Below are 21,401 nucleotides of genomic sequence, written 5' to 3'. Positions count from 1 at the left end.
CGTGGCGCACAAGGCTGTCGGCGGTGCAGGTGGCGGCTCAAGGCCTACGGCAGCCGGCACCCGAGAGACGACACAGGTCCGCTCTCAGACCGTCACGACGATCTTCCTCCCGCCGTGAAATCCGTTCTCGAGATGTCGATGTGCCTCGACGACGTCCTCAAGGGTGAAGACCTTGTCGATGGCGGGCCGCAGTGCGCCGAGACGCACCCCCGCGTTCAGGAACGCCGCCATGCGCTTCACCGCGACGGGGTCGAGGGTGTGCTCGAAGCTTGCGTAGTTGACCACCGTGAGTGGCGCGCTGCTCGGGAACGGTGTGGGCCGCGGATCAAGGAAGCCCGCACCGACCAGTGTTGCGCCGGGGCGCGCCGCTTTCAGGAGATCCTGCTGGCCGGGACCCATGACTACGTCGAGGACGATGTCCGCGCCGATTCCGCCAGTGTGGTGGCGAACGGCCTCGACGACGTCCTCATGGTCGGTGGCGATGACCGCAGCGGCTCCGGCGGCGATCAGCTCGTCCTTCCTCGCGGCGTGCCGGGTGACGGCGATGGGCACGGCACCGATCTGGTTGGCTATCTGCATCGCAGCCCGGCCGACACCGCCGGACGCGGCAGTGATCAGGACGTGGTCACCGGGCTGCATCCTCGCTTTCTCGACGAGTGCGCCGTAGGCGGTGGAGTACGCCACCCAGATCGCTGCCGCTTCCACGACTCCGAGCCCGGCGGGCCGGGAGACGACCTGGTTCGCGGGGACCGTGGTGCACTCGGCGTAGCTGCCCCTGGTGCTCGTGTCCGGAATGGCCGCGAGGATGACCGGATCGCCGACCTTCAGCCCGGTGACCTCTGGGCCCAGCGCGTCGACGAGACCGGTTCCTTCGACACCGAGGCGCGCGTGAGGCAAGGGGACGGTCGCGGGCGAAGTTCCGGAACGCATCATCTGGTCGAGGGGATTGACGGCGAATGCCTCGATCCGGACCCGCACCTCGCCATCCGCGGGTTGGGTGATCGGCTCCTCGACGACGTGCATGACATCCGGCCCGCCGAACTCGTCGAACACGACGACTCGTGGCATGGTGGCTCCTTCGCTTCCGGTGCTGTTGCGTTGCTCGCGGAAGACGTTACGGAGCTGTGGGTTACCTCCTGGTACCTTCGATTCCCATGCAGAACGTGGCTGGAGCAGCCTTCCTCGCCGACTGCCCCACGCGCCTGGCGGTCGAGATCATCTCCGACAAGTGGGCCGTGCTCGTACTCTTCGGGCTCAGCCATCAGCCCCGCAGGCACGGTGAGCTCGTCGACCTCATCGGCGGCATCTCGCGCAAGGTCCTCACCCAGACGCTGCGCCGGCTCCAGCAGTACGGTCTGGTCGAACGCCATGCCGAGGCGCCGAGGCGGGTCGAGTACAGCCTCACCGACCTCGGCCGCACCCTCGTCGAGCCCATCGAGGTCCTGACTAACTGGGCGAGGGACTACGGCGGGGCCATCGTCGAATTCCAGGAGGCGGCGGAAGCCGCTGCTTCTCCTCGGGCTCGCGCGCAGGGTTGATCTTGGCGGCGGGCGGCCTCGGGAGCGGGATGGCTCCGGTGGCGGCGGCCGTGGCCGGTGTTCGAGTCCGGCGTGATCAGTGAAGGGGGCCGCCAGGTTGCAGCTAGCGTCTGAAGAACCGGCTTGCTGCCGTTGATGTTCACCGGATGACGGAGACCTCCGGAAGAGGCTGCTGCCACTCACCCACCTCCGCGACAAGAACGCGGCGGGCGAGTTGCCGGGCCAGGGCCCATCCCTGATCGGTGAACAACGCGTCTCTTGTCCAGCGATCAGCGTTCTCGCCACCGCTCATCTCACCGAGGGTCACATCGATCTCCCGCAGGTCGGCCATGCTTTCGGGGGCAAGTTGTCCCTCGGCCACCAACGTCTCGGCGATGCGGCAGGCGTGTTCAAAGTCCAGGGCGATCTCGTCCGTCAGCACCGCATGCCTGGTCAGCCAGGAAACTTGGATCTGGGCGTCAGCGGCCAATACGGTCAGAGCCTCCAGCAACAGGCGCCGACGGAACGACGTATCAGGGCTCTCCACCGCACGATCGTCGCACGCCTCATGAGAGCCCACGCTGCCAGAACTGGTCCCCGCTCAGTAATCGGACCTATGGGTGAGCCACGCGTGCCCCTCGTCACGCTAAGGTCAGCAGTCGAAATCAGGCCAAGGTCAGGCGCCAGGACGACATGCGGGTTGCTCCGATGTCCGTTGCACGAGCGGTGATGCGTGAAGAACTCACGCGGACGTGCAACTGACTGCGGCCGAAAGTCGTCCTCTGCGACGAGCCGTCGAGGCACACCGAGAACTGGGACAACAGGGGGGACGCGGTATGAACGTGACGTCGAAGAAGAGCCGACGCAGACCGAGCGTGGTCGGGGCCGCCGTACTGGGAGCCTGCGTGGCCGGGGCCCTGGTCCTCACCGGGTGCAACGGCAAGGGTGACACGACGAGTTCAGGCGCCGGCACGAGCCCGACGAAGGCGGCGCCGGGTGCCGGCGGCAAGGGGACTGGCACCAGCGCGGCCAGCGAAACGCCTGGTGGCACGGCGTCTTCAGGATCGAGCAGCGCCGCCAAGTCCCCCGAAGTAATTCCGGCCGCGTCCAAGGCTCCCGTTACCGCCGTGCCCAGTGCGGGTGGCGTCGACGACGATGGCTGCGACCACAAGATGCCGATCTCTCCCGACGAGGTCGCGGTCTACCGCTATACCCCCGAGGGCGGATTCCTCAGCCTGATCGTCAAGCACGGCAACTGGGGCTGCGGATCCCCCGACTCCGACGGCGCGCCGTTCGAGACGGTCGGCAAGGAGACGTTCATCCCGATGGACCAGGCCGCGTACGTCACCGTGACCACTCCCATCGTGGAGAGCACCGAGAACCAGCACATCGGGGTGCAGGAGTTCCTCGACTGGGTGGAGGCGCACCCGAACTCGGGGCTCGTCTTCACCTACCACCTGGGTGCCGGCGGCGCCATCGACCGCCTCGACGAGGTCTTCACCCCCTAGCGGCCCCCCTGGGCGGCGCCCGGGTGACGTGACGCGGCTTCAGAGGGCCGGGTCCCCCGGCTCGGGTGGGGGAGGGGGTCCGGCCAGGCGCCCCCGCCCCTACCGACGAGCCCGCCGAATCCGCACCGGACCGCGCGTCTCCGTCTCCGTGACCGGCCGGCCGCCCTGGGTCACCTCGACCTCGCCGTTGTTCGCCAGGCGCCATGCCGCTTGGCGGGCCGGTTCCATCAGGGCCCGCCAGCCGTCGTCGTCACCTTCGTAGACCTCGCGGGCCGCGTCGGACGGGCAGATCGACGCGGTGTCGGCGCGGCGATCCAGCAGGCTCATGATGGCCTTCTCCAGCCGTCGACCGAGCTGCCGGTCCGTTTCGTCCATACGATCCAGTGTGCCGGAGAGTCCGTGCAACGGCAGGCCGAGGAGGCGCCCCCGCCGTGGCTGACCGAGAGGACTCCAGTGCACCCGGGCCTCCTGGAGGTGCCAGTCACGTCACCTCCGTCCGCCGCCAGGCGATCGCTGGAGCGGGGCGACGCCCAAGCCCTTCGCACCGATGACGTGATCCCTCGCCTCGTCTTCACACCTTCCCTCGCGTCTCGGAAAGGACATCCGCCCCGCCGGTGTGCATGGTCCGCCGACTCACGGCCCGCTGCCCTTCCCCTCGGCCTGCCCGCGTCGGGCAGGGGGCCGCCCCTGAGGGGTGGACTGCGGCCGCCAGGGTGGTGGCCAGCGCTTGCCAGACGTGGGCCGCGAGGTCGACGTTCCTCGACTCCGTGGCCTGTCGTGCGAGCTGTTGGAGTGCGGCGACGCCTTCCTCGACCCGGCCCGCGTGGATCGCCAGCCGGCCGTCCAGGGCGGACAGTCCTATCCGGTCTCGGTAGGAGAGGCGCAGGATTTCCTCGGAAAGCACGGCCCGAGTCAGCCGGGCCGCGTCCTCGAACTTGCCCTGTGCGTAGGCGAGATGGGCCTCGAGGGCGTGCAGTTCCTGGAGCTGCGCGGGCGTGCCGATCAGAGCGAGGACGGTGGCGGCCTCTGTCAGCCACGACTCTGCGTCGGGCACCCCGGGCGGAGACATCTGAAGAGCCGCGGCGGTGGCGGCGGTCCGCAGCCGGGCCCACACGATCAGGTCCACCGGCCCGCCCCTGAGCAGGCCCATCGCTTTGTTCAGTCGGGCGAGGGCGCCCGCGTCGTCGCCCTTGCGGCTGCTGACCACGGCGGCGGTCCACAGGGCCTCGGCGGCCTGAACGGCGGAGACGTGGGGCAGAAGATCGCGGTCCAGTTCGTCGACGTACTGCGAGGCCGCCTCCCACCGGCCGAGTTCCGTCTCGATGCTGATCAGCTCCACCAGGGCGGCCAGCGTGTCGGGCGCGGACAGGTGCGCGGTGCGGGCGACGGAGAGCGCCTCCGTCGCCGCCGACTCCGCTGTACGCATGTCGCCGAGGGCACGGGTGCAGCCTGCGTAGCGGACGAGCGAGCGGGTGTGGAGGTGGGGGGCGTCCAACGAGCGGCTAAGCTCCAGGAGTTGGAGCAGATGTGTGCGCTCGCGTTCGTAGTCGCCGTCTCGGTGGGCGGCGTGGCTGAGCAGCCACAGGGCCTGCCAGCGGGCGGCGGGATCCGCGCCGGGGTCCTCCTCGACCGCCCGGCTGAGGGCTGCGGTGCTGTCCGTCCCGGGCGCCGCCGAGGCTGCGGCGGCCAGCGCTCCGGTCAGGCATCTGCCGTCCGGCGGGCCGGTCAGAGCCGAGACGTCGACGCCGAGTCGTTGGGCGAGGTAGGCCGCGGTGCGCTCGCTGGGTTCGCCGGTCGCCGGACTCCAGACGTGACAGGTGTCCCGTCGACATGTCGTCTCCGACCACGTCGGCCTGACTCAGGCCGCGTGCGGTCCGGAGTCGTTTCAACCGACGGCCGAACTGCGGCTGAGCGAACTGCGTTTGGCCGAACTGCGGCTGATCGGATCGCGGCTGACCGAACTGCGGCTGGTCGAGCATCTCCCTCCTCGGGTTCGGTGGCCCGGTCGGCACGGTATCCGTGGTTCCGCTTGCCCGATCGGGCACGTGAGTTGGCAGCACTGTAGGGAGCGCGGCAAGGGACGACAAGCCGTTCATCGCGGCCGGCCGCGCATTCCCGGGACCCTTTCCCGTGCGGCCGGGATTGTTGGGGACGGGGGTTCTCGGAGCCCGAATTCGGCCCGTTCGCACAAGAGTTGGCGAGTTGCCCAGGTCACCTGACAAACTCTTGTCTCAAGGGTTGTCTCCCTTTAATCTCGAAGGCGGCCCCCTCAAACGATCCCCTCTTCGTCTCGTGGAGGTTTGGTGCTCCCCACTGCCCGCACGGGCTTCGCGTCACGGCAGGGCTTACGGCTCGCCCGCCCGGACCTCAGGCCGCCCGCCCACGGGGCCGCACCTCGGGATCGAACCGTCATGACAACGTTGCCCAGCAGACCCGGATGACGGTCGCCTCGGCACCGTTCCCTCCGCATACCTGACCTGTCCGGTTCCGGTGCTTGCCGCCGGCCCCGAATGGCGCGGAACCCCGGCCGCGGCCACCGACGAGGTGGCGCGTGCCGACACCGGGCGCTCGTCGACACCCAGGCACAGCGCATCGGTCCGCTCCGCGCCCGCTCCACCCTTCGCAGCCCCCCACGCGCAGGAAGAAGGACGGTACGTCCGTGGCGACCACGAGTTTCCCCGACGCCTCGCCCAGCAAGAAGAAGACCGCAGCCACCGCTGTCGCGGCCCGCCGTGACGTGATCGCCGCTCCGGACCACGCCGGCCCGGCGGCCACCTGTACGGCCCACCTTTCCCCGCGGGACCTCACGGTCACCGCCGCGGAGCCCGAATTCGCCCGCCAATTCGGCCTGAGTGCCGACGACATCTGCGGACGCGGACTGCTCGAACTGCTCAGTTCCCCGGTCCCGGGCCACTTGCGGAAACAATTCACCGCGCTTTCCTCGGGGCGTGGACGGAGATTCAAGGAGAAGGTGACGGGCCGGGACGGCGACGGCCGGAATTTCCACGCCGATATCACCGCCATAGCCGTGAGACAGCCCTCGGGTGAGATGGTCGGTGTCGTCGTCCTCCTGCGCCGGTCGGCGGAAGCGGTCACCGGCGGGCCCGTGCTCAGCGCTCTCGACGCGCAGGTTCTGGAGGGCGTGGCGAGTGGCGAGTCCACAGTGCAGTTGGCCTCCCGTCTGTATCTGAGCCGCCAGGGCATCGAGTACCGCGTCGGGCAGATGCTGCGGCGTTTCGACGCGCCCAACCGGCCCGCTCTCGTGGCGCGGGCGCACGCCCTCGGGATGTTCGCCGCGGGGCAGTGGCCCCCGCGTGTCCTTCCGGAACGCGTGCGGTAGTGCGGAACGGGGCTTGTCGGCCCCGTACGGCGTATCCCCGTGCGGCGTATCCCCGTACGGCATGGCCCCGCACGGCGGCCGTGGCGGAAACACCGCCACGGCCGCCGACGTATCGGCCCGGCCCCGCGGGGCCGGGCCGGCCTCACGCCGCCGAGGGCTGCCAGGCTTCCTGGAACCGGCGCCGGGCACGGAAGAGACGGGAACGGACGGTGCCCACGGGCAGGGCGAGCACTTCGGCCATCTCCTCCTCGTTGAGTCCGTAGGCCCGCAGGGTGAGGATCTGCCGGTGCGCCTGGGACAGGCGCTCCAGCACGTCGCTGATGTACACCGCGTCCATGGGGTTGGTCTCCTGCTGCGCCTCCACCTCGGAGCAGCAGCTCTCCGCGCCGTATCGCCTGGCGGTGCGGACGGCTTCCCGGACCGTCACGGAGCGCACCCAGCCGTAGAACGCCGCTGGTTCGCGCAGGGATCCCAGGCCGCGGTAGACGGCGAGCAGGGCCTCCTGGGTGGCGTCGGCGCCGTCGTCGTGGGTGATGGACCGGCAGATGCGCGCGACGTAGGGCGTGATGGCGGTCAGCAGGCGGTTCATCGCGTGTTCGTCGCCCGACTGGGCTCGGGGGAGCAGCGTGAGGGGGGAGGGGAGTTCGCTGACGGTCGTCATGACGGACAGAGGTTCCTTACACGGCCGGGGGCGGGGGTCGGAAAGGGCGGACGGGCGGTCGTGCTCAGCCGGTGGCGGCCAGGGCGTGCCCGGGCTCGGTGGTCTCCGTGAAGGCCAGGAGTCCGGCGCGCACGTCGTCGCGGAACGCCCCCATGAAGTCCGGGCTGTAGCAGGCGGTCGAGTGCGGGAACTCGATGCTGAGCCGGCCCTCGAAGGAGACGACGCAGGCCATGATCGGGCTGCGGCCCGCCTGCGGGAAGTAGTGCTCGCGGCCCGGGACCAGCCGTACGTCGACGGCCCGCAGCCCGTCGGGCAGTCGGGGGCCCGGGACCACACCCATGTTGGTGGCGATCACCGTGGCCAGTTGCAGGGCGGGGTTACGGGGGATCTCCGGCGTGATGCGCATTTCGTGCACGTGGTCGCCGCGGGAGAGGAAGTCGCCGAGGCGGGCGTGCACGGTGCGGGCGACCTCCAGCGGCTGGGAGGCCGCGGACACCTGAAGGGTCTGCAGGTGGGTGGTGACCGCGGGAACGAGTGCGGTGGCGGGCAGCGGCGGGGACAGCCGCGAGCGCAGGTCGACGGGGGAGAGGCAGCCGAGCGTACGTTCTCCTCCGTCACCCGGCAGCCGTCGTCGCGCCGTCATCAGGAGGGTCGCGGAGATCAGGGCGTGCACGGAGACGCCCGCGGCGCGCGCGGTCCGGCGCAGCCGTGAGGTGAGGTCCGCGTCCAGGGTCAGCCTGCGGACCTCGATGTGCCCGCCCGCGTCGGCCCCTTCGCCGGGGACGGCGTCGTAGGGGACCAGTTCGACCGGGTGGCGTCGTACGTCCGCGAGGCGGCCGTCCAGGTACTTCGCCGTGTCGGCGTCGTCGGCGGCGGGCAGCAGCCGGCTCACCGGCTCCGGCCAGCGGGGGTCCTGCGGATCGGGGCTCTCGCCGGTGCTCCCCTCGACCGACTGCCGGTAGCGGTCCCACAGGGCGTTGTGCAGCGCGATGCTGCTGTGGCCGTCGGTGATGGTGTGGTCGATCACCAGCACGAACAGGTGGCTGTTCCCGTCCGGCGCGCTGACCAGGACGGCGCGGCTGAGGGGGCCTCCCAGCGGCAGTGGCGTGTTCAGCTCCGTCGCGTAGGCCTCGTCCTCGTCGCCGGTCCGGGTGATCAGCCGGGGCCGCTCGTCGGCGTCGAGGACGCGCAACACGTGGCCGGAGCCGTCCTGTTCGATGCGGGAGCGCAGTGGCGGGTTCGCCTCGGTCGTGGCGTCGAACGCGGCCGACAGCGCCGCGACGTCCACCGGCCCGCGCAGGGTGCAGGACAGCACCGCCCTGCTTCTCTGGCCCACGTAGAGCGTCTCGACCGGACACAGCGCACGGTGCATGCCGTCAGCCTTCTTTCCGTCGTTCGTTCCGGAAGTCCACGGCCCCGGGACGGGTCTGCCGCCGCGGTGGTCCGCGGGGAGGTCGGGGGCCTTTCGAGGGTGCACGGCGGACCGCGGCCGAATCCAGCCCAGAGGCCGGTGAGCGGGGAAGTCGCGTGATTTCCCTAGAAGTTGAGCAGCGGCACGCACTCCCCGGCACCGTGGATTTCAGGGAAATCCCTGAATCGGTGGCCGGCGGGCCGGTTCGCCTTGACCCGGCCGGTGCGGGTGCAGCAACGTGCTGTGCCGTGAACCGGGGCAGTCGGCGTGACCGCCCTGTCCCCGGTGTGCGGCCCCTTCTCCCCCTGTGTGCCGTGCCTGACGTGCGGCCGCCCGCCGCGCGGGGACGGCACGGGGGTGGCCGCACCCGTCCGATCCGGCCGGGCCTTCGCCGTCCGGGACATCTTCGGCTTGCCACGTGAGGGTTGCGCTATGTCACTCCAGGAGGACGCACGTCGACCGCTGTCCGGAGCCCAGGAGGGCCTCTGGTACGCCGGACGGCTCGCACCGGACAGCGCCGCGTACAACACCGCGGAGGCCGTGGAGATCCACGGGCCGCTCGACACCGCCCTGTTCGAGACCGCGCTGCGGCGCGTCGTCGCCGAGGCCGACACCTTCGCCCTGCGGTTCACCGACACCGACGACGGCCCCCGCTGCCACCCGTCGCCGGACGCGGACGACTGGAGTCTGCACCGGGCCGACGTCAGCGGCGCCGCCGATCCGGAGGCCGCCGCGTGGGAGCACGTCCGCGCCGACCTCGCGACCCCGGCGGACCCGGAGAAGGGCCCCCTGTTCGCGCACACGCTGCTGACTCTCGCCGCCGACCGTCACCTCTGGCTGCTGAGGGCCCATCACCTGCTCCTGGACGGCTACAGCTACAAGCTCCTCGGGCGCCGCCTGGCCGAGACGTACAACGCGCTCGCCGAGGACCGGCAACCGGAGCCCTGTGCCTTCGCTCCGGTGCGTCGGCTCCAGGAGGAGGAGGCGGCCTACCTCGCCTCCGACCGTTTCGCCCGCGACCGTGACCACTGGGCGCGGCGCCTGGCCGACCTGCCCGAGCCCGCCCGGCTCACCTCCCGCACGGCGCCGCCCGTCGCGCCCTTCCTGCGTCGCACCGCCGAGTTGACGCCCGCCGAGACCGCCGCCCTGGACGCCGGAGCTGCCCGCCTCGGGGTTCAGCGCACCGACCTGCTGACCGCGGCGACCGCCGCCTATCTGCACCGGATGACCGGCGCCCGCGACCTGGTGCTGGGCATGGCTACGATGAGCCGTCTGGGCAGCGCCGCCCTGCGCACCCCCGGCACCGCCTCGGACGTTCTGCCGCTGCGCGTGGCCGCCGCCCCCGCCATGAGCGTCGGGGAGCTGGCCCGGGCCGTCGCCGACGAACTGCGGGCCCTGCGCCGCCACCAGCGCTACCGCGGCGAGTTCCTCCGGCGCGACCTGGGCCTGCTGGGCACCGGACGCCGGCTGTACGGGCCGGTGCTGAACATCGTCCCCTTCGACGAGTCCCCGCTCTTCGGCGGGCACCCCACCACCTGGCACCACCTGTCCGGCGGAGCCGTCGACGACCTCCAGATCTCGGTCCGCCCCGGCCCCCGGGGCGGCGGACTGTGGTTGGCCTTCGACGCCAATCCCGCCCTGTACGACGAAGACGAACTCGCGCTGCACCGCGACCGGTTCCTCACCCTGCTGCGCCAACTGGCCGAAGCCGAACCGGCCGCGGCGCTCGGTGACCTGGACCTCCTGCTGCCGGGCGAACACCCCCACGGCACACCCGTGCACACGTATCCGGTGGAGCGGACGCTCACGGAGCTGTTCGAGGAGCGGGTGGCAGCCGGGCCGCAGCGCACGGCCGTCAGCCACGGGGAGGAACGGCTCACCTACGCGGAACTCAACGCCGAGGCCAACCGGATCGCCCGGCTGCTGACCGAGCACGGCGCCGGACCCGGCCGGGTCGTGGCGCTCGCCCTGGAACGCGGCATCCGGCTGCTGCCTGCCCTGCTGGCCGTCCTCAAGACCGGCGCCGCCTACCTGCCGCTGGACCCCAGTCAGCCGACCGGGCGGCTGCGGCTGGTCGTCGAGGACGCGGCCCCTGTCGTCCTCGTCACCGAGCACGCCCACGCCCACCTCGCCCAGGACGCCGTCCCCACCGTGCTGCTGGACGACCCCCAAGTGGCCGCGGACCTCGCCCGCCGCTCCGGCACCGACCTGACCGACGCCGAACGCCGCGGCCCGCTCAGCCCGTCCGACACCGCGTACATCATCCACACCTCCGGCTCCACCGGCCGCCCCAAGGGCGTACCCGTGCCGCACGCCAACGTCGCACGCCTCTTCGCCGCCGCGGCCGAACAGTTCGACTTCCGGGCCGACGACGTGTGGACGCTGTTCCACTCCTACGCCTTCGACTTCTCCGTCTGGGAGATCTGGGGCGCCCTGCTGCACGGCGGCCGTCTCGTCGTCGTGCCCTATGCCGTCAGCCGCTCGCCGCGCGACTTCCTCGACCTGCTGCACCGCGAGGGCGTGACCGTCCTCAACCAGACACCGTCCGCCTTCGAGCAGCTCGTCGACGCCGACCTCGAACACGGCCGCGGCAGCGGGGCGTTGCGCTACATCGTCTTCGGCGGGGAGGCCCTGCGCCCGGCGCGGCTGCGCCCCTGGGCCGAACGGCACGGCCTCGACCGGCCGGCATTGGTGAACATGTACGGCATCACCGAGACCACCGTGCACGTCACCCACCACCGCCTCACCGAGGCCGACCTGGACGACCCGCGCCGGATCAGCGTCATCGGGCGACCGCTCGCCGACCTGCGGGTGCATCTGCTGGACGCGGAGGGGCGCCCGGTGCCGCCCGGCGCGACGGGGGAGATGTACGTCTCCGGCGCCGGCGTCGCCCCCGGTTACCTGAACCGCCCCGAGCAGACCGCGGAACGCTTCCTCGACGACCCCTACGGCCCGCCCGGCACCCGCATGTACCGCTCGGGCGACCTGGCCCGGCGCCGCCCCGACGGCACCCTCGACTACCTCGGCCGCGCCGACGCCCAGATACAGTTGCGCGGCTTCCGCGTCGAGCCCGGCGAGATCGAGGCCGTCCTCACCGCCCACCCGGGCGTCGCCCGAGCCGCCGTCGTACCCCGCCGCGCAGGCAACGGCGCCCTGCACCTCGTCGCCTACACCGTCCCCTCCGGCGACGCCCCCGCGGACCCCGCCGGCCTGCGCACCCACGCGGCCGCGCACCTGCCCGAGCACATGGTCCCGGCCGCCTGCGTCCTCGTGGACTCCCTGCCGCTGACCGCGAACGGCAAACTCGACGTGCAGGCCCTGCCCGACCCCGACTTCACCGCCGCGGCGTCCGGCGCCCGCCCGACGACACCGCAACAGAGCCTCGTGTGCGCCCTGTTCGAGGACGTACTGAACCTGCCGCACGAGTCCGTGGGCATCGACGCCGGGTTCTTCGACCTGGGCGGCGACTCCCTGCTCGCCACCCGGCTGTTGGCCCGACTGAGGCAGCGGACCGGCGCGGAGATCCCCATCACCGCCCTGTTCGAGACACCGACCCCGGCCGCGCTGGCCGAACGCCTCGCCGCAGGCACCCAAGGCTCTCCGCCCCGGCCTGTCCTCGGTGCCGCCGCACGCCCCCAGCGGCTGCCGCTGTCCTTCGCCCAGGAACGCATGTGGTTCCTCAACCGGCTCGACGAGGGCGCCGCCACCTACCACATCCCGCTCGTCGTCCCGGTAGGGGCCGACCTGGACACGGAAGCGCTCCAGGCCGCCCTCGGGGACCTGGCCGACCGGCACGAGATCCTGCGCACGGTGATCGCCGAGCACGACGGGGTGGCCTTCCAGCGCATCCTGGCGCCCGGAGAGCTGCGCCCGGTGCTGCGGCGCGTCGACTGCCCCGCCGCGGAGATCGGCGCCCACGCCCGGGCCGCCTCGCTCCGCCGCTTCGACCTGACCGCCGAAAGCTCCCTGACGGCTTGGCTGTTGGGCACCGGCAGCGACCAGGTCCTGCTGTTCGTGCTGCACCACAGCGCCGCCGACGGCTGGTCGCTCGCCCCCTTCGCCGCCGACCTGTCCGCCGCCTACGCGGCCCGCCGGGCGGGCCGGGCACCCGAGTGGGCCCCGCTGACGGTGCAGTACGCCGACTACGCGCTGTGGCAGCGCGCCCTGCTCGCTCCGGGGCCCGACGGCCCGGGCCGCCTGGAGCGGCTCACCGCCCACTGGCGCACCGCGCTGGACGGCGTGCCCGAGGAGTGCACCCTGCCCGGCGACCGGCCCCGGCCCACCGCACCGCGCGGCAGGGGCGCGCACGTCGAGGTCGCCGTCGACACCGATCTGCACCGCGCGCTGCTGCGCCTGGCCGACCGCGAGGGCGCCAGCCTGTTCATGGTGCTGCACGCCGCCGTCAGCGCCTTGCTCACCCGCTGCGGCGCCGGCGAGGACATCGTCCTGGGCACCCCCGTCGCCGGTCGCACCGAACCTGGTCTCGACCCGCTGATCGGCCTGATCACCAACACCCTGGTGCTGCGCGCCGACACCTCCGGCGACCCCGCCTTCCTGGACCTCCTCGCGCGGCTGCGCACCGCCGACCTGGCCGCTCTGGACCACCAGGACCTGCCCTTCGACCGGCTGGTGGAGGACCTCAACCCGCCCCGCACGCCCGGCCGTCACCCCCTGTTCCAGGTGATGCTGGCCCTGCAGAACAACGCGCCCGCGGTCCTCGAACTCGACGGCACCCGCACCCGGTTGCGGCCCACCGCCACCGGCACCGCCAAGTTCGACCTGTTCGTCGACGTCCTGCAGCGCCACGACGCCACGGGCGCCCCCGACGGGCTGACGCTGCACGTCGAGTACGCCACCGACCTCTACGACGCCCGGACCGCCGAGGCGTTCGCCCACGCCCTGCACGACGTCCTGCGCACGGTGAGCGCCGAACCCGCCGTCCGCCTTGGGCAGTTGCCCGCGCTCGGCGAGCGCACCCCCGCCCCGGCCGCGACCGACACAGCCGGCCCGGCGGACGCCGCCCGGTCCGTGCCCGGCATTCGTGACGCCTATGTGCTGCCCGGCCGCGGCGACGCCCCGACCCGCCTGTTCGTGGTGCCCGGGCGGTCCGACGCCGCCGAACGCGTCGAGGAGTTCCTGGAGCGCGCGGGCCATGGCTCCGTCCGCGTCACGGCGGTCAACGCCCTGCCCCGCACCGAGGACGGCGGCATCGACAGCACGGCGCTGGGTGCCCTGCCCGCCGTCGACGCGACCGCGGCCGGCACATGGCGGGAGCGGCTGGCCGACCTTCCCGGCGTCACCAGCGTCGACGTGACGGTGGAGAACGCCCCCGGGGAACTCGACCGCCGCCACACCGGCCTGCCCGACCGCCCCGCCGCAACCGCCCCCACCACCCGCCCCGACACGGACAGCGCCGTCCCGGCCGTCAGCGAGGGCCCCGCCCTCACCGAACCGTCCGTGCCGAGCTGGGCCGAAGCCCTGCGCCGCGCCGCCGCACGGGACAAGGGCGACATCGTCCACGTCCACGCCGACGGCAGCGAGCACCGGCGCACCTACGCCTCCCTGATCCCCGAAGCGTCCCGCGTCCTGGCAGGGCTGCGCCGGGCCGGCCTGCGCCCGGGCGACCAGGTCATCCTCCAGTGCGATGTCACCGAGGACTTCCTCGCCGTGCTGTGGGGCTGCGTCCTCGGCGGCTTCGTCGCCGTCCCCCTGACCGTCCCCGCCTCCTACGACACCCCCTCCGCGGCACTGACCAAGCTGGAGGGCATCTGGCGGATGCTCGGCCGGCCCTGGATCGTCAGCTCCGCCGGCCGCGAGGCCGGGCTGCGCGCGGTCGCCGCCCGGCAGGACTGGCCCGGGCCGCGCATCACCACGGCCGACGCGCTGCGCGACGCGCCCGAGGACCACGACTGGCACCCCGCCCGGCCCGACGACCTGATGCTGATGCTGATGACGTCCGGCAGCACCGGCCTGCCCAAGGCGGTACGGCTCACCCACCGCAACGTGCTGACCCGCTCGGCCGCCACCGAGCAGCTCAACGGCCTCGGCGCCGACGACGTCTCCCTGAACTGGATCCCGCTCGACCACGTCACCGGTGTGGTCATGTTCCACCTGCGCGACGTGTATCTGGGCTGCCGCCAGATCCACGCCCCCACCTCCTGGATCCTTCAGGACCCGCTGCGCTGGATGGACCTCGCCGACCGGCACCGGGTCACCGTCATCTGGGCGCCCAACTTCGCCTTCGGGCTCCTGGCCGAACAGTCCCACCGCTTCACCGGCCGGAACTGGGACCTCTCGCCGATGCGGCTGGTGATGAACGCCGGCGAGGTCGTCGTCGCCTCGGCGGCCCGCTCCTTCCTGCACACGCTGAAGCCGTTCGGCCTGCCGCAGGACGTCATGCACCCCGGCTGGGGCATGTCCGAGACCTGCTCCGTGGTCACCGACGCCGTCCTGCCCGCCCAACCGGTCCCCGGCGAGGGCGTGTTCGTGAGCTGCGGCCGCCCCTACCCGGGCTTCGCCATGCGGATCGTCGACGAACAGGGCACCGTCCTCACCGAGGGCGAGGCGGGCCGCTTCCAGGTCCGCGGCACCTCGGTGACCGGCGGCTACCACGACAACCCGGCCGCCAACGCCGAGGCGTTCACCGAAGACGGCTGGTTCGACACCGGCGACCTGGCGTTCCTGCGCGACGGCGAGCTCTACATCACCGGTCGCGCCAAGGACGTCATCATCGTCAACGGCGTCAACCACTACAGCCACGAGATCGAAGCCTGCGTCGAGGAACTCCCTTACGCGGAGCGGAGTTTCACCGCCGCGGTAGCGGTGCGCACCGACCCCGCCTCGCCCACCGACGAACTCGCCCTGTTCCTGCACCTCACCCCCGAGGCCGACGCGGACCCGGCCCGCGCCCTGCGCGAGATCGCCGGGAAGGTCACCCGGGAGATCGGTGTCAGCCCGGCGTTCCTCATCCCGGTGCCGCGGGACGCCGTGCCCAAGACGGAGATCGGCAAGATCCAGCGCACCAAGCTGCGCAAGAGCTTCGAAGCGGGCGACTTCGACGAGGAGGTACGCCGCACCCAGGTGCTGCTGGGCACGGCGGCCACCGTCCCCGACTGGTTCCTGCGCCCGGTGTGGCAGCGGGCGGAACGCCCCGACGCCCCCGCCACGGCACCGGGCCGGCACACCCTCGTCCTGGCGGGCGGCGACCCGCAGGTCGGCGCGCTCGCGCAACGGCTCGCCGACGCGCTGCGCCGGGAGGGCGGCCTGTGCACGGTGGCCGAGGACGCGACCGCGTACGCCCGGGTGGACGCCGCGCACTACCGGCTGCGACCCGAGGAGAGCTCCGACCACGCCGCGATGCTGGACCGGTTGGCGGACGACGAGCGGCCCGTCGACGCCGTCCTGTACCTCGACGGGCTCCGCGGCACGGAAGAGTCCCCGGTGGCGCCCGACGACACGGCGGGCGTGGAGCGGCTGCTGGTGTTCGCCCGGGCCCTCGCCGAGCGGCCCGGCCCGCAGCGCCCCGTGGACCTGGTGTACGTGTCGGCGGGTGCCCAGGCCGTGCACCCCGGCGACCGGCCCGCACCGGCGCACGCCATGGCCGTAGCCCTCCTGAAGTCGCTGGCCGAGGAGTCCGGTGCGCTGCGGGTCAGGCACCTCGACCTGCCCGCCGACGACGCCACGGACCCGTCGGCCGTTCTGACGGCCGAGGCGGCGCACACCGAGGACGGCGCGGACGTCGCCTACCGCGCCGGACACCGCTACGTACGCCGCCTCGCCCCCCTGCCCGAGACCCCCTCCCGCGCGGAACCGCCCGCGCGCGACGGTTTCACCCTGCTCACCGGCGGCCTCGGAGGCGTGGGCACCGAGCTCGCCGCCCACCTGCTGCGCACCCCCGGCACCCGGCTGCTGATCCTGGGCCGCACCCCCGAGGACGAGGCCGACGCGCTGCCGGGGCTGCGCGAACGCGGAGAGGTCCGCTACACCCGCGCCGACGTCACCGACGAGAACCAGGTGCGGGCCGCCGTCGAGGCCGCCGCCGCAGCCTGGGGCGTACCCCTGACGTCGGTGCTGCACCTGGCCGGCACGCTCGTCGAACGCCCCGTGCGCGAACTGGACACCACCACCTGGCGCCGGGCGCTGGCGGCGAAGGTGCACGGAGCGTGGACGCTGCACCGGCTCACCGCCGGCCAACCGCACGTCTCCTTCGTCACCTTCTCCTCGGTGAACGGCTTCTTCGGCGGTGCCATGAACGCCGCCTACGCCGCCGCCAACGCCTGCCTCGACGCCCTCGCCGGGTACCGCCGCAGCCTGGGCCTGCCCGCGCAGTCGCTGGCCTGGAGCATGTGGCGCGAGCGTGGCATGAGCCGCGGCTACGGTCTCACCGCCCTCACCGAGGCCCGGGGCTACCGGTTGCTCGACCCGCCCGCCGCGCTGCGCTCGTTCGACTACGCCCGCACCCTGGACGAGCCGCACCTGCTGATCGGCGCCGACCGCACCGCCCCCTGGGTGTGCAGCCACGTGGTGGCACCCGCGCGCCAGACCCGGCGCCTGGCCGCCCGCGTCGGCCTGGAGGACGGCACCGACCTGGGCGCCCTGTACCGGGCCGCGGCAGGCAGCGCCCAGGCGACCGGCCTCTCCGAGGACGCGTGGACGCTGCGCTCGGCGGGCACGAGCGCCGGTTCCGACGGGCCGGCGGCGGAAGAGGACCTGCGGCGCCTGGAGGGCCGGCTGGCCCAGGTGTGGCGCGAGGTCCTCGACCGCGACCAGGTGGGTCTGGACGACAACTTCTTCGACCTGGGCGGCAACTCCCTGCTCCTGGTGACCGCCCAGAGCGCCGTCAACCGCGTCTTCGGCAGCGAGCTGTCGGTCGTCGACCTGTTCGCGCACCCCACCGTCCGGGACCTGGCCCGCCACCTGTCGGCCACCGGTACGGGCCCCGAGGCCGACGCCGAGGGGACCGCCCGGCCGGAGACCGGCGACGGCCTGGACCGCGCCCGGGAACAGGCCCGCCGTCAACGCGCGGCCCGCGCCCGCCGCTCCGCCCGCCAGGGCAAGGACCGCGGCCATGCCTGAGCGGACCGACAGCACCCCGTACACCACCGAACCGGGAGAGGACGAGGCACAGCCCGTGCACGAGACCACCGCACCCCACGACGACGACCTGCCCGCCGTCGCCGTCATCGGCATGGCGGGCCGCTTCCCCGGCGCCGACGACCTCGACGCCTTCTGGGACAACCTCGCGGCCGGCCGGGAGTCCGTACGGCCCGTCAGCGACGAGGAGTTCCTCGCCGCCGGCGGCGACCCGCGCGACCTCGACGACCCGGCACTGGTCCGCATGGCGTCCGTCGTCGACGGCATCGACCGCTTCGACTCCGGGTTCTTCGGCTACAGCCCCGCCGAGGCCGCCGTGGTCGACCCGCAGCAGCGGCTGCTGCTGGAGACGGCCTACCACGCCCTGGAGGACGCCGGCTGCCTCGGCGGCGACCGCTCGGGGGAGGCGTTCGGCGTGTACGCCGGGGCCGGCGACAGCCGCTACTACCCGGCCCACGTCCACCCCCGCTACGCCGGACAGCCCGGCTCGGTGGCGCTCGTCCACGCCGCCACCGCCAACTCGCTGGGCACCCTCGCCACCCGCGTCTCCTACGAACTGGGCCTCACCGGACCCAGCGTGTCGCTCCAGACCGCCTGCTCCACCGCGCTGGTCGCCGTGCACACCGCCTGCCAGGACCTGCTGGACCACCGCTGCGACACCGCGCTCGCCGCCGCCGTCTCCCTCAACCCCTCCGCCGTACTGGGCTACCGCCACGTACCCGACGGGCCGTTCTCGCCCGACGGGCACTGCCGCGCCTTCGCCGCCGATGCCGCCGGCACCTCCTCCGGCGACGGCGTGGGAGCCGTCGTGCTCAAACGCCTCGAGGACGCCCTCGTAGACGGCGACCGCATCCGGGCCGTCATCCGGGGCAGCGCCGTCAACAACGACGGCCGGCGCAAGGTCGGCTTCAGCGCGCCCAGCGCCGCCGGACAGACCGAGGTCATCCTCGCCGCGCAGGCCCAGGCCGAGGTCGACGCCGCCACCATCGGCCTGATCGAGGCGCACGGCACCGCCACCAAGCTCGGCGACCCGATCGAGGTGTCCGCCCTGACGGAGGCCTTCCGGCACAGCACGGACCGCACCGGGTTCTGCGCCCTCGGCTCGGTCAAGACCAACATCGGCCACCTCGGAGCCGCCGCCGGCATCGCCGGACTCATCAAGGCCGTCCTGGCCCTGGAACACCGGCAGATCCCGCCGAGCCTGCACTTCGAGCGTCCCAACCCGCTCATCGACTTCGATACGAGCCCCTTCCGCGTGCCCACCGCCCTGGAGGACTGGCCCGAGGGCGACCACCCCCGCCGGGCGGCCGTCAGCGCCTTCGGCATCGGCGGCACCAACGCGCACGTCGTCCTGGAGGAAGCCCCCCGCACCCCTCCTGCCCCGCCGCGTCCGCCCCACGACGGCCGCCGCCTGGTGCTGCCCCTGTCCGCACGCACCGCCGGCGCCCTGCACGGCCAGGCCGCCGCACTCGCCCGGCACCTCGAACGCCGGCCCGAGCTGCGTCTGGACGACGTGGCCCACTCCCTGCGCACCGACCGACCCGCACAGCGCCACCGGTTCACCGTCACGGCGGCCACCCGCGAAGAGGCCCTGGACGCGCTGCGCTCCGCGGCCCCGGCCACCCCGCCGCTCACCGACGACCCTGCCCGGGTGGCGTTCCTGCTGCCCGGCGGCGGCACCCAGTACCCGGGCATGGGCAAGGAGCTGTACCGCGACCAGGCCGTCTACCGCGACACCGTCGACGAGTGCGCCCGCATCCTGCGGCCCGTCCTCGGCACCGAACTGCGCACCGCCCTGTTCGAGGAGCGACGACCCGACGACCTCACCGCGTTCCTCGGGCTCGTCGTCACCGAGTACGCCCTGGCCCGCACGCTCATGGAGTCGGGCGTGCGCCCCGACGCGCTGATCGGGCACTCGCTCGGCGAGTACACGGCCGCCTGCCTGGCCGGCGTCATCGACCTCGCCGACATGCTGCCCCTGGTCACCGAACGCATCCGGCTCATCAGCTCCGCCGGCGGAGCCACTGTCGGCGTGGCCGCCCCGGCCGAGGACATCCGACCGCTGCTCGACGCAGACCTGTCCCTGGCCGCCGTCAACGGCCCCAGCGCCTGCACGGTCGCCGGGCACCTCGACGCCGTCACCCGCTTCGAGACCGAACTCACCCGCCGCGGCGTCCCGTTCCGCCGGCTGCGCATCCCCGTCGCGGTCCACTCCCACGTCCTCGACCCGGTCCTGCCGGCCTACGAGAGCCATCTGCGCCAGGTCACCCTGCGCCCCCCGCGCATCCCGTACGTCACCAACGTCACCGGCACCTGGGTCACGGACGCCCAGGCCACCTCCGTCAAGCACTGGCTCGCCCACACCCGCGACACCGTGCGGTTCGCCGACGGCATCACCGCCCTGTGGGACCGGCTGCACCCCGTCCTGGTGGAGATCGGACCGGGCGACACGCTGACCAAGCTCGCCACCGGCCGCCTCACCGACCACACACCGGTGACGGTGACGACCATGCGTCATGCCAAGGCCGAGGCGTCCGACGGGTTCGTCCTCGCCGAGGCGCTGGGACGGCTGTGGAGCGCGGGTGTGGACAGCGCCCTGCCCCCGGTGCCGGGCACACCCCGGCGGGTGCCGCTGCCCCCGTACGCCTTCGAGCGCCACCGCCACTGGATCGACGCGCCCGGCGCCCGGACCGAGCCCGCCGCCTCCGACGACACCACGACAGCGGGCGGCTCCGGCCTCGCCCCCCGGCCCCGGCTGACGACCGAGCACGTACCGCCCCGCGACGACCGCGAACGGGAGGTCGCCCAGCTCTGGGAGGAAACCCTCGGCATCGGCGGCATCGGCGTGCACGACAACTTCTTCGACCTCGGCGGCGACTCGATGCGCGCCGTGCTGCTGGCCGGCCGGATGCGCCAGGCCGGTGTCCTCGACGTCCCCGCGGCGACCCTGCTGGCCGCGCCCACCGTGGCCGGAGTCCTCGCCGCGGCCGACCAGCCGGACGACAGGACACCGCAGGGCACCTCCTCCGCGCTCGGCCCGCTGCTGCCGCTGCGCGCCGAGGGCAGCGCCACACCCCTGTTCTGCGTCCACCCCGGCGCCGGGGTCGCCTGGCGTTACACCGGCCTGCTGCCCCACCTCGGCGGCGACCAGCCCGTGTACGGCATCCAGGCCGCGGGCCTCGACGGCACCCGGCCGCCCGCACCGGACGCCGCCGCCATGGTCGCCCACTACCTCGACCTGGTGCGCGAGGTGCAACCCCGCGGCCCGTACCGGCTGTTGGGCTGGTCGTACGGCGGATTCGTCGCCCACGCCATGGCCTGCGCCCTGCAACGCGACGGTGAACGGGTGGAACTGCTCGCCATGCTCGACGCACCCCAGCCGCACGGCACCGCGCACGACGCCGACGCCGTGGAACGCCAGGTCGGGGCCCTGCTGTCCCGGGTGGCCGGCCTCCCTGTCGACGTACAGGCCCCCGTGGAAACGGTCCTGGACCGGATCGACGCCCGCGTCGCGGCCGATCCCGCGAGCGTCCCCGTCACCCGGGCCGAGGCTGCGGCCATCGCCGCCGTCATGCGCAACAACCTGCGCATCGCGCCCGAGTTCGCGCCCGGCACCTACCGCGGAGACGTGCTGTTCTTCAGCGCAGCCGAGGAACGGCACACCGAACACCCGGCCGACCTGGCGGTGCTGCCCGGCAAGGCCGATAGCTGGCGGCCCCACGTCGACGGAACCCTCCACGACCACCGCGTGCCCTGCGGCCACTACGAGATGACCGAACCCGAACCCATCGCCCGCATCGGCGAAGCGGTCGCGAAGGCACTGCGCGGCCTCGACGACCGCGCCTGCACACCCCCTTCCCCGTGAACCCGC

General features: G+C 73.0%; 12 protein-coding genes. 5 read left to right on the top strand and 7 right to left on the bottom strand.

Going from position 1 to position 21,401, the window contains the following annotated elements; translation table 11 throughout:
- Positions 1-84 precede the first annotated feature (84 nt).
- On the bottom strand, positions 85-1,068 hold the full coding sequence (locus ACZ66S_RS32915; protein WP_469905213.1) for a zinc-dependent alcohol dehydrogenase family protein: 984 nt from the start codon (positions 1,066-1,068) through the stop codon (positions 85-87).
- Between the two features lie 86 nt (positions 1,069-1,154).
- On the opposite strand from ACZ66S_RS32915, the gene ACZ66S_RS32910 reads away from it, so the two are divergent.
- The gene (locus ACZ66S_RS32910; RefSeq protein WP_469905212.1) at positions 1,155-1,538 is read left to right on the top strand and encodes a winged helix-turn-helix transcriptional regulator; all 384 of its coding nucleotides are present in this window, start codon (positions 1,155-1,157) and stop codon (positions 1,536-1,538) included.
- Between the two features lie 139 nt (positions 1,539-1,677).
- Here ACZ66S_RS32910 and ACZ66S_RS32905 read toward each other — a convergent pair whose 3' ends face one another.
- Positions 1,678-2,064 (bottom strand): hypothetical protein, encoded by a 387-nt coding sequence (locus ACZ66S_RS32905; protein ID WP_469905211.1) that lies wholly within the window; start codon positions 2,062-2,064, stop codon positions 1,678-1,680.
- Between the two features lie 289 nt (positions 2,065-2,353).
- On the opposite strand from ACZ66S_RS32905, the gene ACZ66S_RS32900 reads away from it, so the two are divergent.
- Entirely contained in the window at positions 2,354-3,025 is a 672-nt protein-coding gene (locus ACZ66S_RS32900; protein WP_469905210.1) for a hypothetical protein, read from the top strand.
- Positions 3,026-3,124: 99 nt separating this feature from the next.
- On the opposite strand, the gene ACZ66S_RS32895 is transcribed toward ACZ66S_RS32900, so the two are convergent.
- The 3 genes from ACZ66S_RS32895 to ACZ66S_RS32885 all read right to left on the bottom strand — a co-directional run bounded on the left by ACZ66S_RS32895 (position 3,125) and on the right by ACZ66S_RS32885 (position 5,004).
- Positions 3,125-3,400: a DUF3253 domain-containing protein gene (locus ACZ66S_RS32895; RefSeq protein ID WP_469905209.1), complete on the bottom strand. Its 276-nt coding sequence runs from the start codon at positions 3,398-3,400 to the stop codon at positions 3,125-3,127.
- Positions 3,401-3,596: 196 nt separating this feature from the next.
- Positions 3,597-4,451: a hypothetical protein gene (locus ACZ66S_RS32890; RefSeq protein ID WP_469905208.1), complete on the bottom strand. Its 855-nt coding sequence runs from the start codon at positions 4,449-4,451 to the stop codon at positions 3,597-3,599.
- Between the two features lie 76 nt (positions 4,452-4,527).
- Positions 4,528-5,004: a helix-turn-helix domain-containing protein gene (locus ACZ66S_RS32885; protein ID WP_469905207.1), complete on the bottom strand. Its 477-nt coding sequence runs from the start codon at positions 5,002-5,004 to the stop codon at positions 4,528-4,530.
- A 680-nt stretch (positions 5,005-5,684) separates the two neighbouring features.
- Between ACZ66S_RS32885 and ACZ66S_RS32880 the strand changes: the two genes are divergently transcribed.
- Positions 5,685-6,365: a PAS domain-containing protein gene (locus ACZ66S_RS32880; RefSeq protein WP_469905206.1), complete on the top strand. Its 681-nt coding sequence runs from the start codon at positions 5,685-5,687 to the stop codon at positions 6,363-6,365.
- Between the two features lie 142 nt (positions 6,366-6,507).
- On the opposite strand, the gene ACZ66S_RS32875 is transcribed toward ACZ66S_RS32880, so the two are convergent.
- Together ACZ66S_RS32875 and ACZ66S_RS32870 are read right to left on the bottom strand one after the other, a co-directional pair.
- The gene (locus ACZ66S_RS32875; RefSeq protein ID WP_469905205.1) at positions 6,508-7,026 is read right to left on the bottom strand and encodes an RNA polymerase sigma factor; all 519 of its coding nucleotides are present in this window, start codon (positions 7,024-7,026) and stop codon (positions 6,508-6,510) included.
- A gap of 64 nt (positions 7,027-7,090) precedes the next feature.
- Complete coding sequence (locus ACZ66S_RS32870; RefSeq protein ID WP_469905204.1) at positions 7,091-8,398, bottom strand: phthiocerol/phthiodiolone dimycocerosyl transferase family protein; 1,308 nt, start codon at positions 8,396-8,398, stop codon at positions 7,091-7,093.
- Positions 8,399-8,869: 471 nt separating this feature from the next.
- Here ACZ66S_RS32870 and ACZ66S_RS32865 point away from each other — a divergent pair, with 471 nt between their 5' ends.
- Together ACZ66S_RS32865 and ACZ66S_RS32860 are read left to right on the top strand one after the other, a co-directional pair.
- The gene (locus ACZ66S_RS32865) at positions 8,870-17,512 is read left to right on the top strand and encodes an amino acid adenylation domain-containing protein (RefSeq protein WP_469905203.1); all 8,643 of its coding nucleotides are present in this window, start codon (positions 8,870-8,872) and stop codon (positions 17,510-17,512) included.
- Complete coding sequence (locus ACZ66S_RS32860; protein WP_469905202.1) at positions 17,505-21,395, top strand: type I polyketide synthase; 3,891 nt, start codon at positions 17,505-17,507, stop codon at positions 21,393-21,395. The genes ACZ66S_RS32865 and ACZ66S_RS32860 overlap by 8 nt, the downstream gene beginning before the upstream one ends.
- Positions 21,396-21,401 lie beyond the last annotated feature (6 nt).

It is taken from the genome of Streptomyces sp. NPDC107471, from assembly GCF_055582845.1.
Note: the sequence above shows the minus strand (reverse complement) of the source record. Positions and strands in the feature narration are given on the sequence as shown.

Coding starts and splice junctions, on each gene's coding strand:
- ACZ66S_RS32915 (WP_469905213.1), bottom strand. CDS start 1,068: ATGCCACGAGTCGTCGTGTTCGACGAGTTCGGCGGGCCGGATGTCATG.
- ACZ66S_RS32910 (WP_469905212.1), top strand. CDS start 1,155: ATGCAGAACGTGGCTGGAGCAGCCTTCCTCGCCGACTGCCCCACGCGC.
- ACZ66S_RS32900 (WP_469905210.1), top strand. CDS start 2,354: ATGAACGTGACGTCGAAGAAGAGCCGACGCAGACCGAGCGTGGTCGGG.
- ACZ66S_RS32895 (WP_469905209.1), bottom strand. CDS start 3,400: ATGGACGAAACGGACCGGCAGCTCGGTCGACGGCTGGAGAAGGCCATC.
- ACZ66S_RS32890 (WP_469905208.1), bottom strand. CDS start 4,451: ATGCGTACAGCGGAGTCGGCGGCGACGGAGGCGCTCTCCGTCGCCCGC.
- ACZ66S_RS32885 (WP_469905207.1), bottom strand. CDS start 5,004: ATGCTCGACCAGCCGCAGTTCGGTCAGCCGCGATCCGATCAGCCGCAG.
- ACZ66S_RS32875 (WP_469905205.1), bottom strand. CDS start 7,026: ATGACGACCGTCAGCGAACTCCCCTCCCCCCTCACGCTGCTCCCCCGA.
- ACZ66S_RS32870 (WP_469905204.1), bottom strand. CDS start 8,398: ATGCACCGTGCGCTGTGTCCGGTCGAGACGCTCTACGTGGGCCAGAGA.
- ACZ66S_RS32865 (WP_469905203.1), top strand. CDS start 8,870: ATGTCACTCCAGGAGGACGCACGTCGACCGCTGTCCGGAGCCCAGGAG.
- ACZ66S_RS32860 (WP_469905202.1), top strand. CDS start 17,505: ATGCCTGAGCGGACCGACAGCACCCCGTACACCACCGAACCGGGAGAG.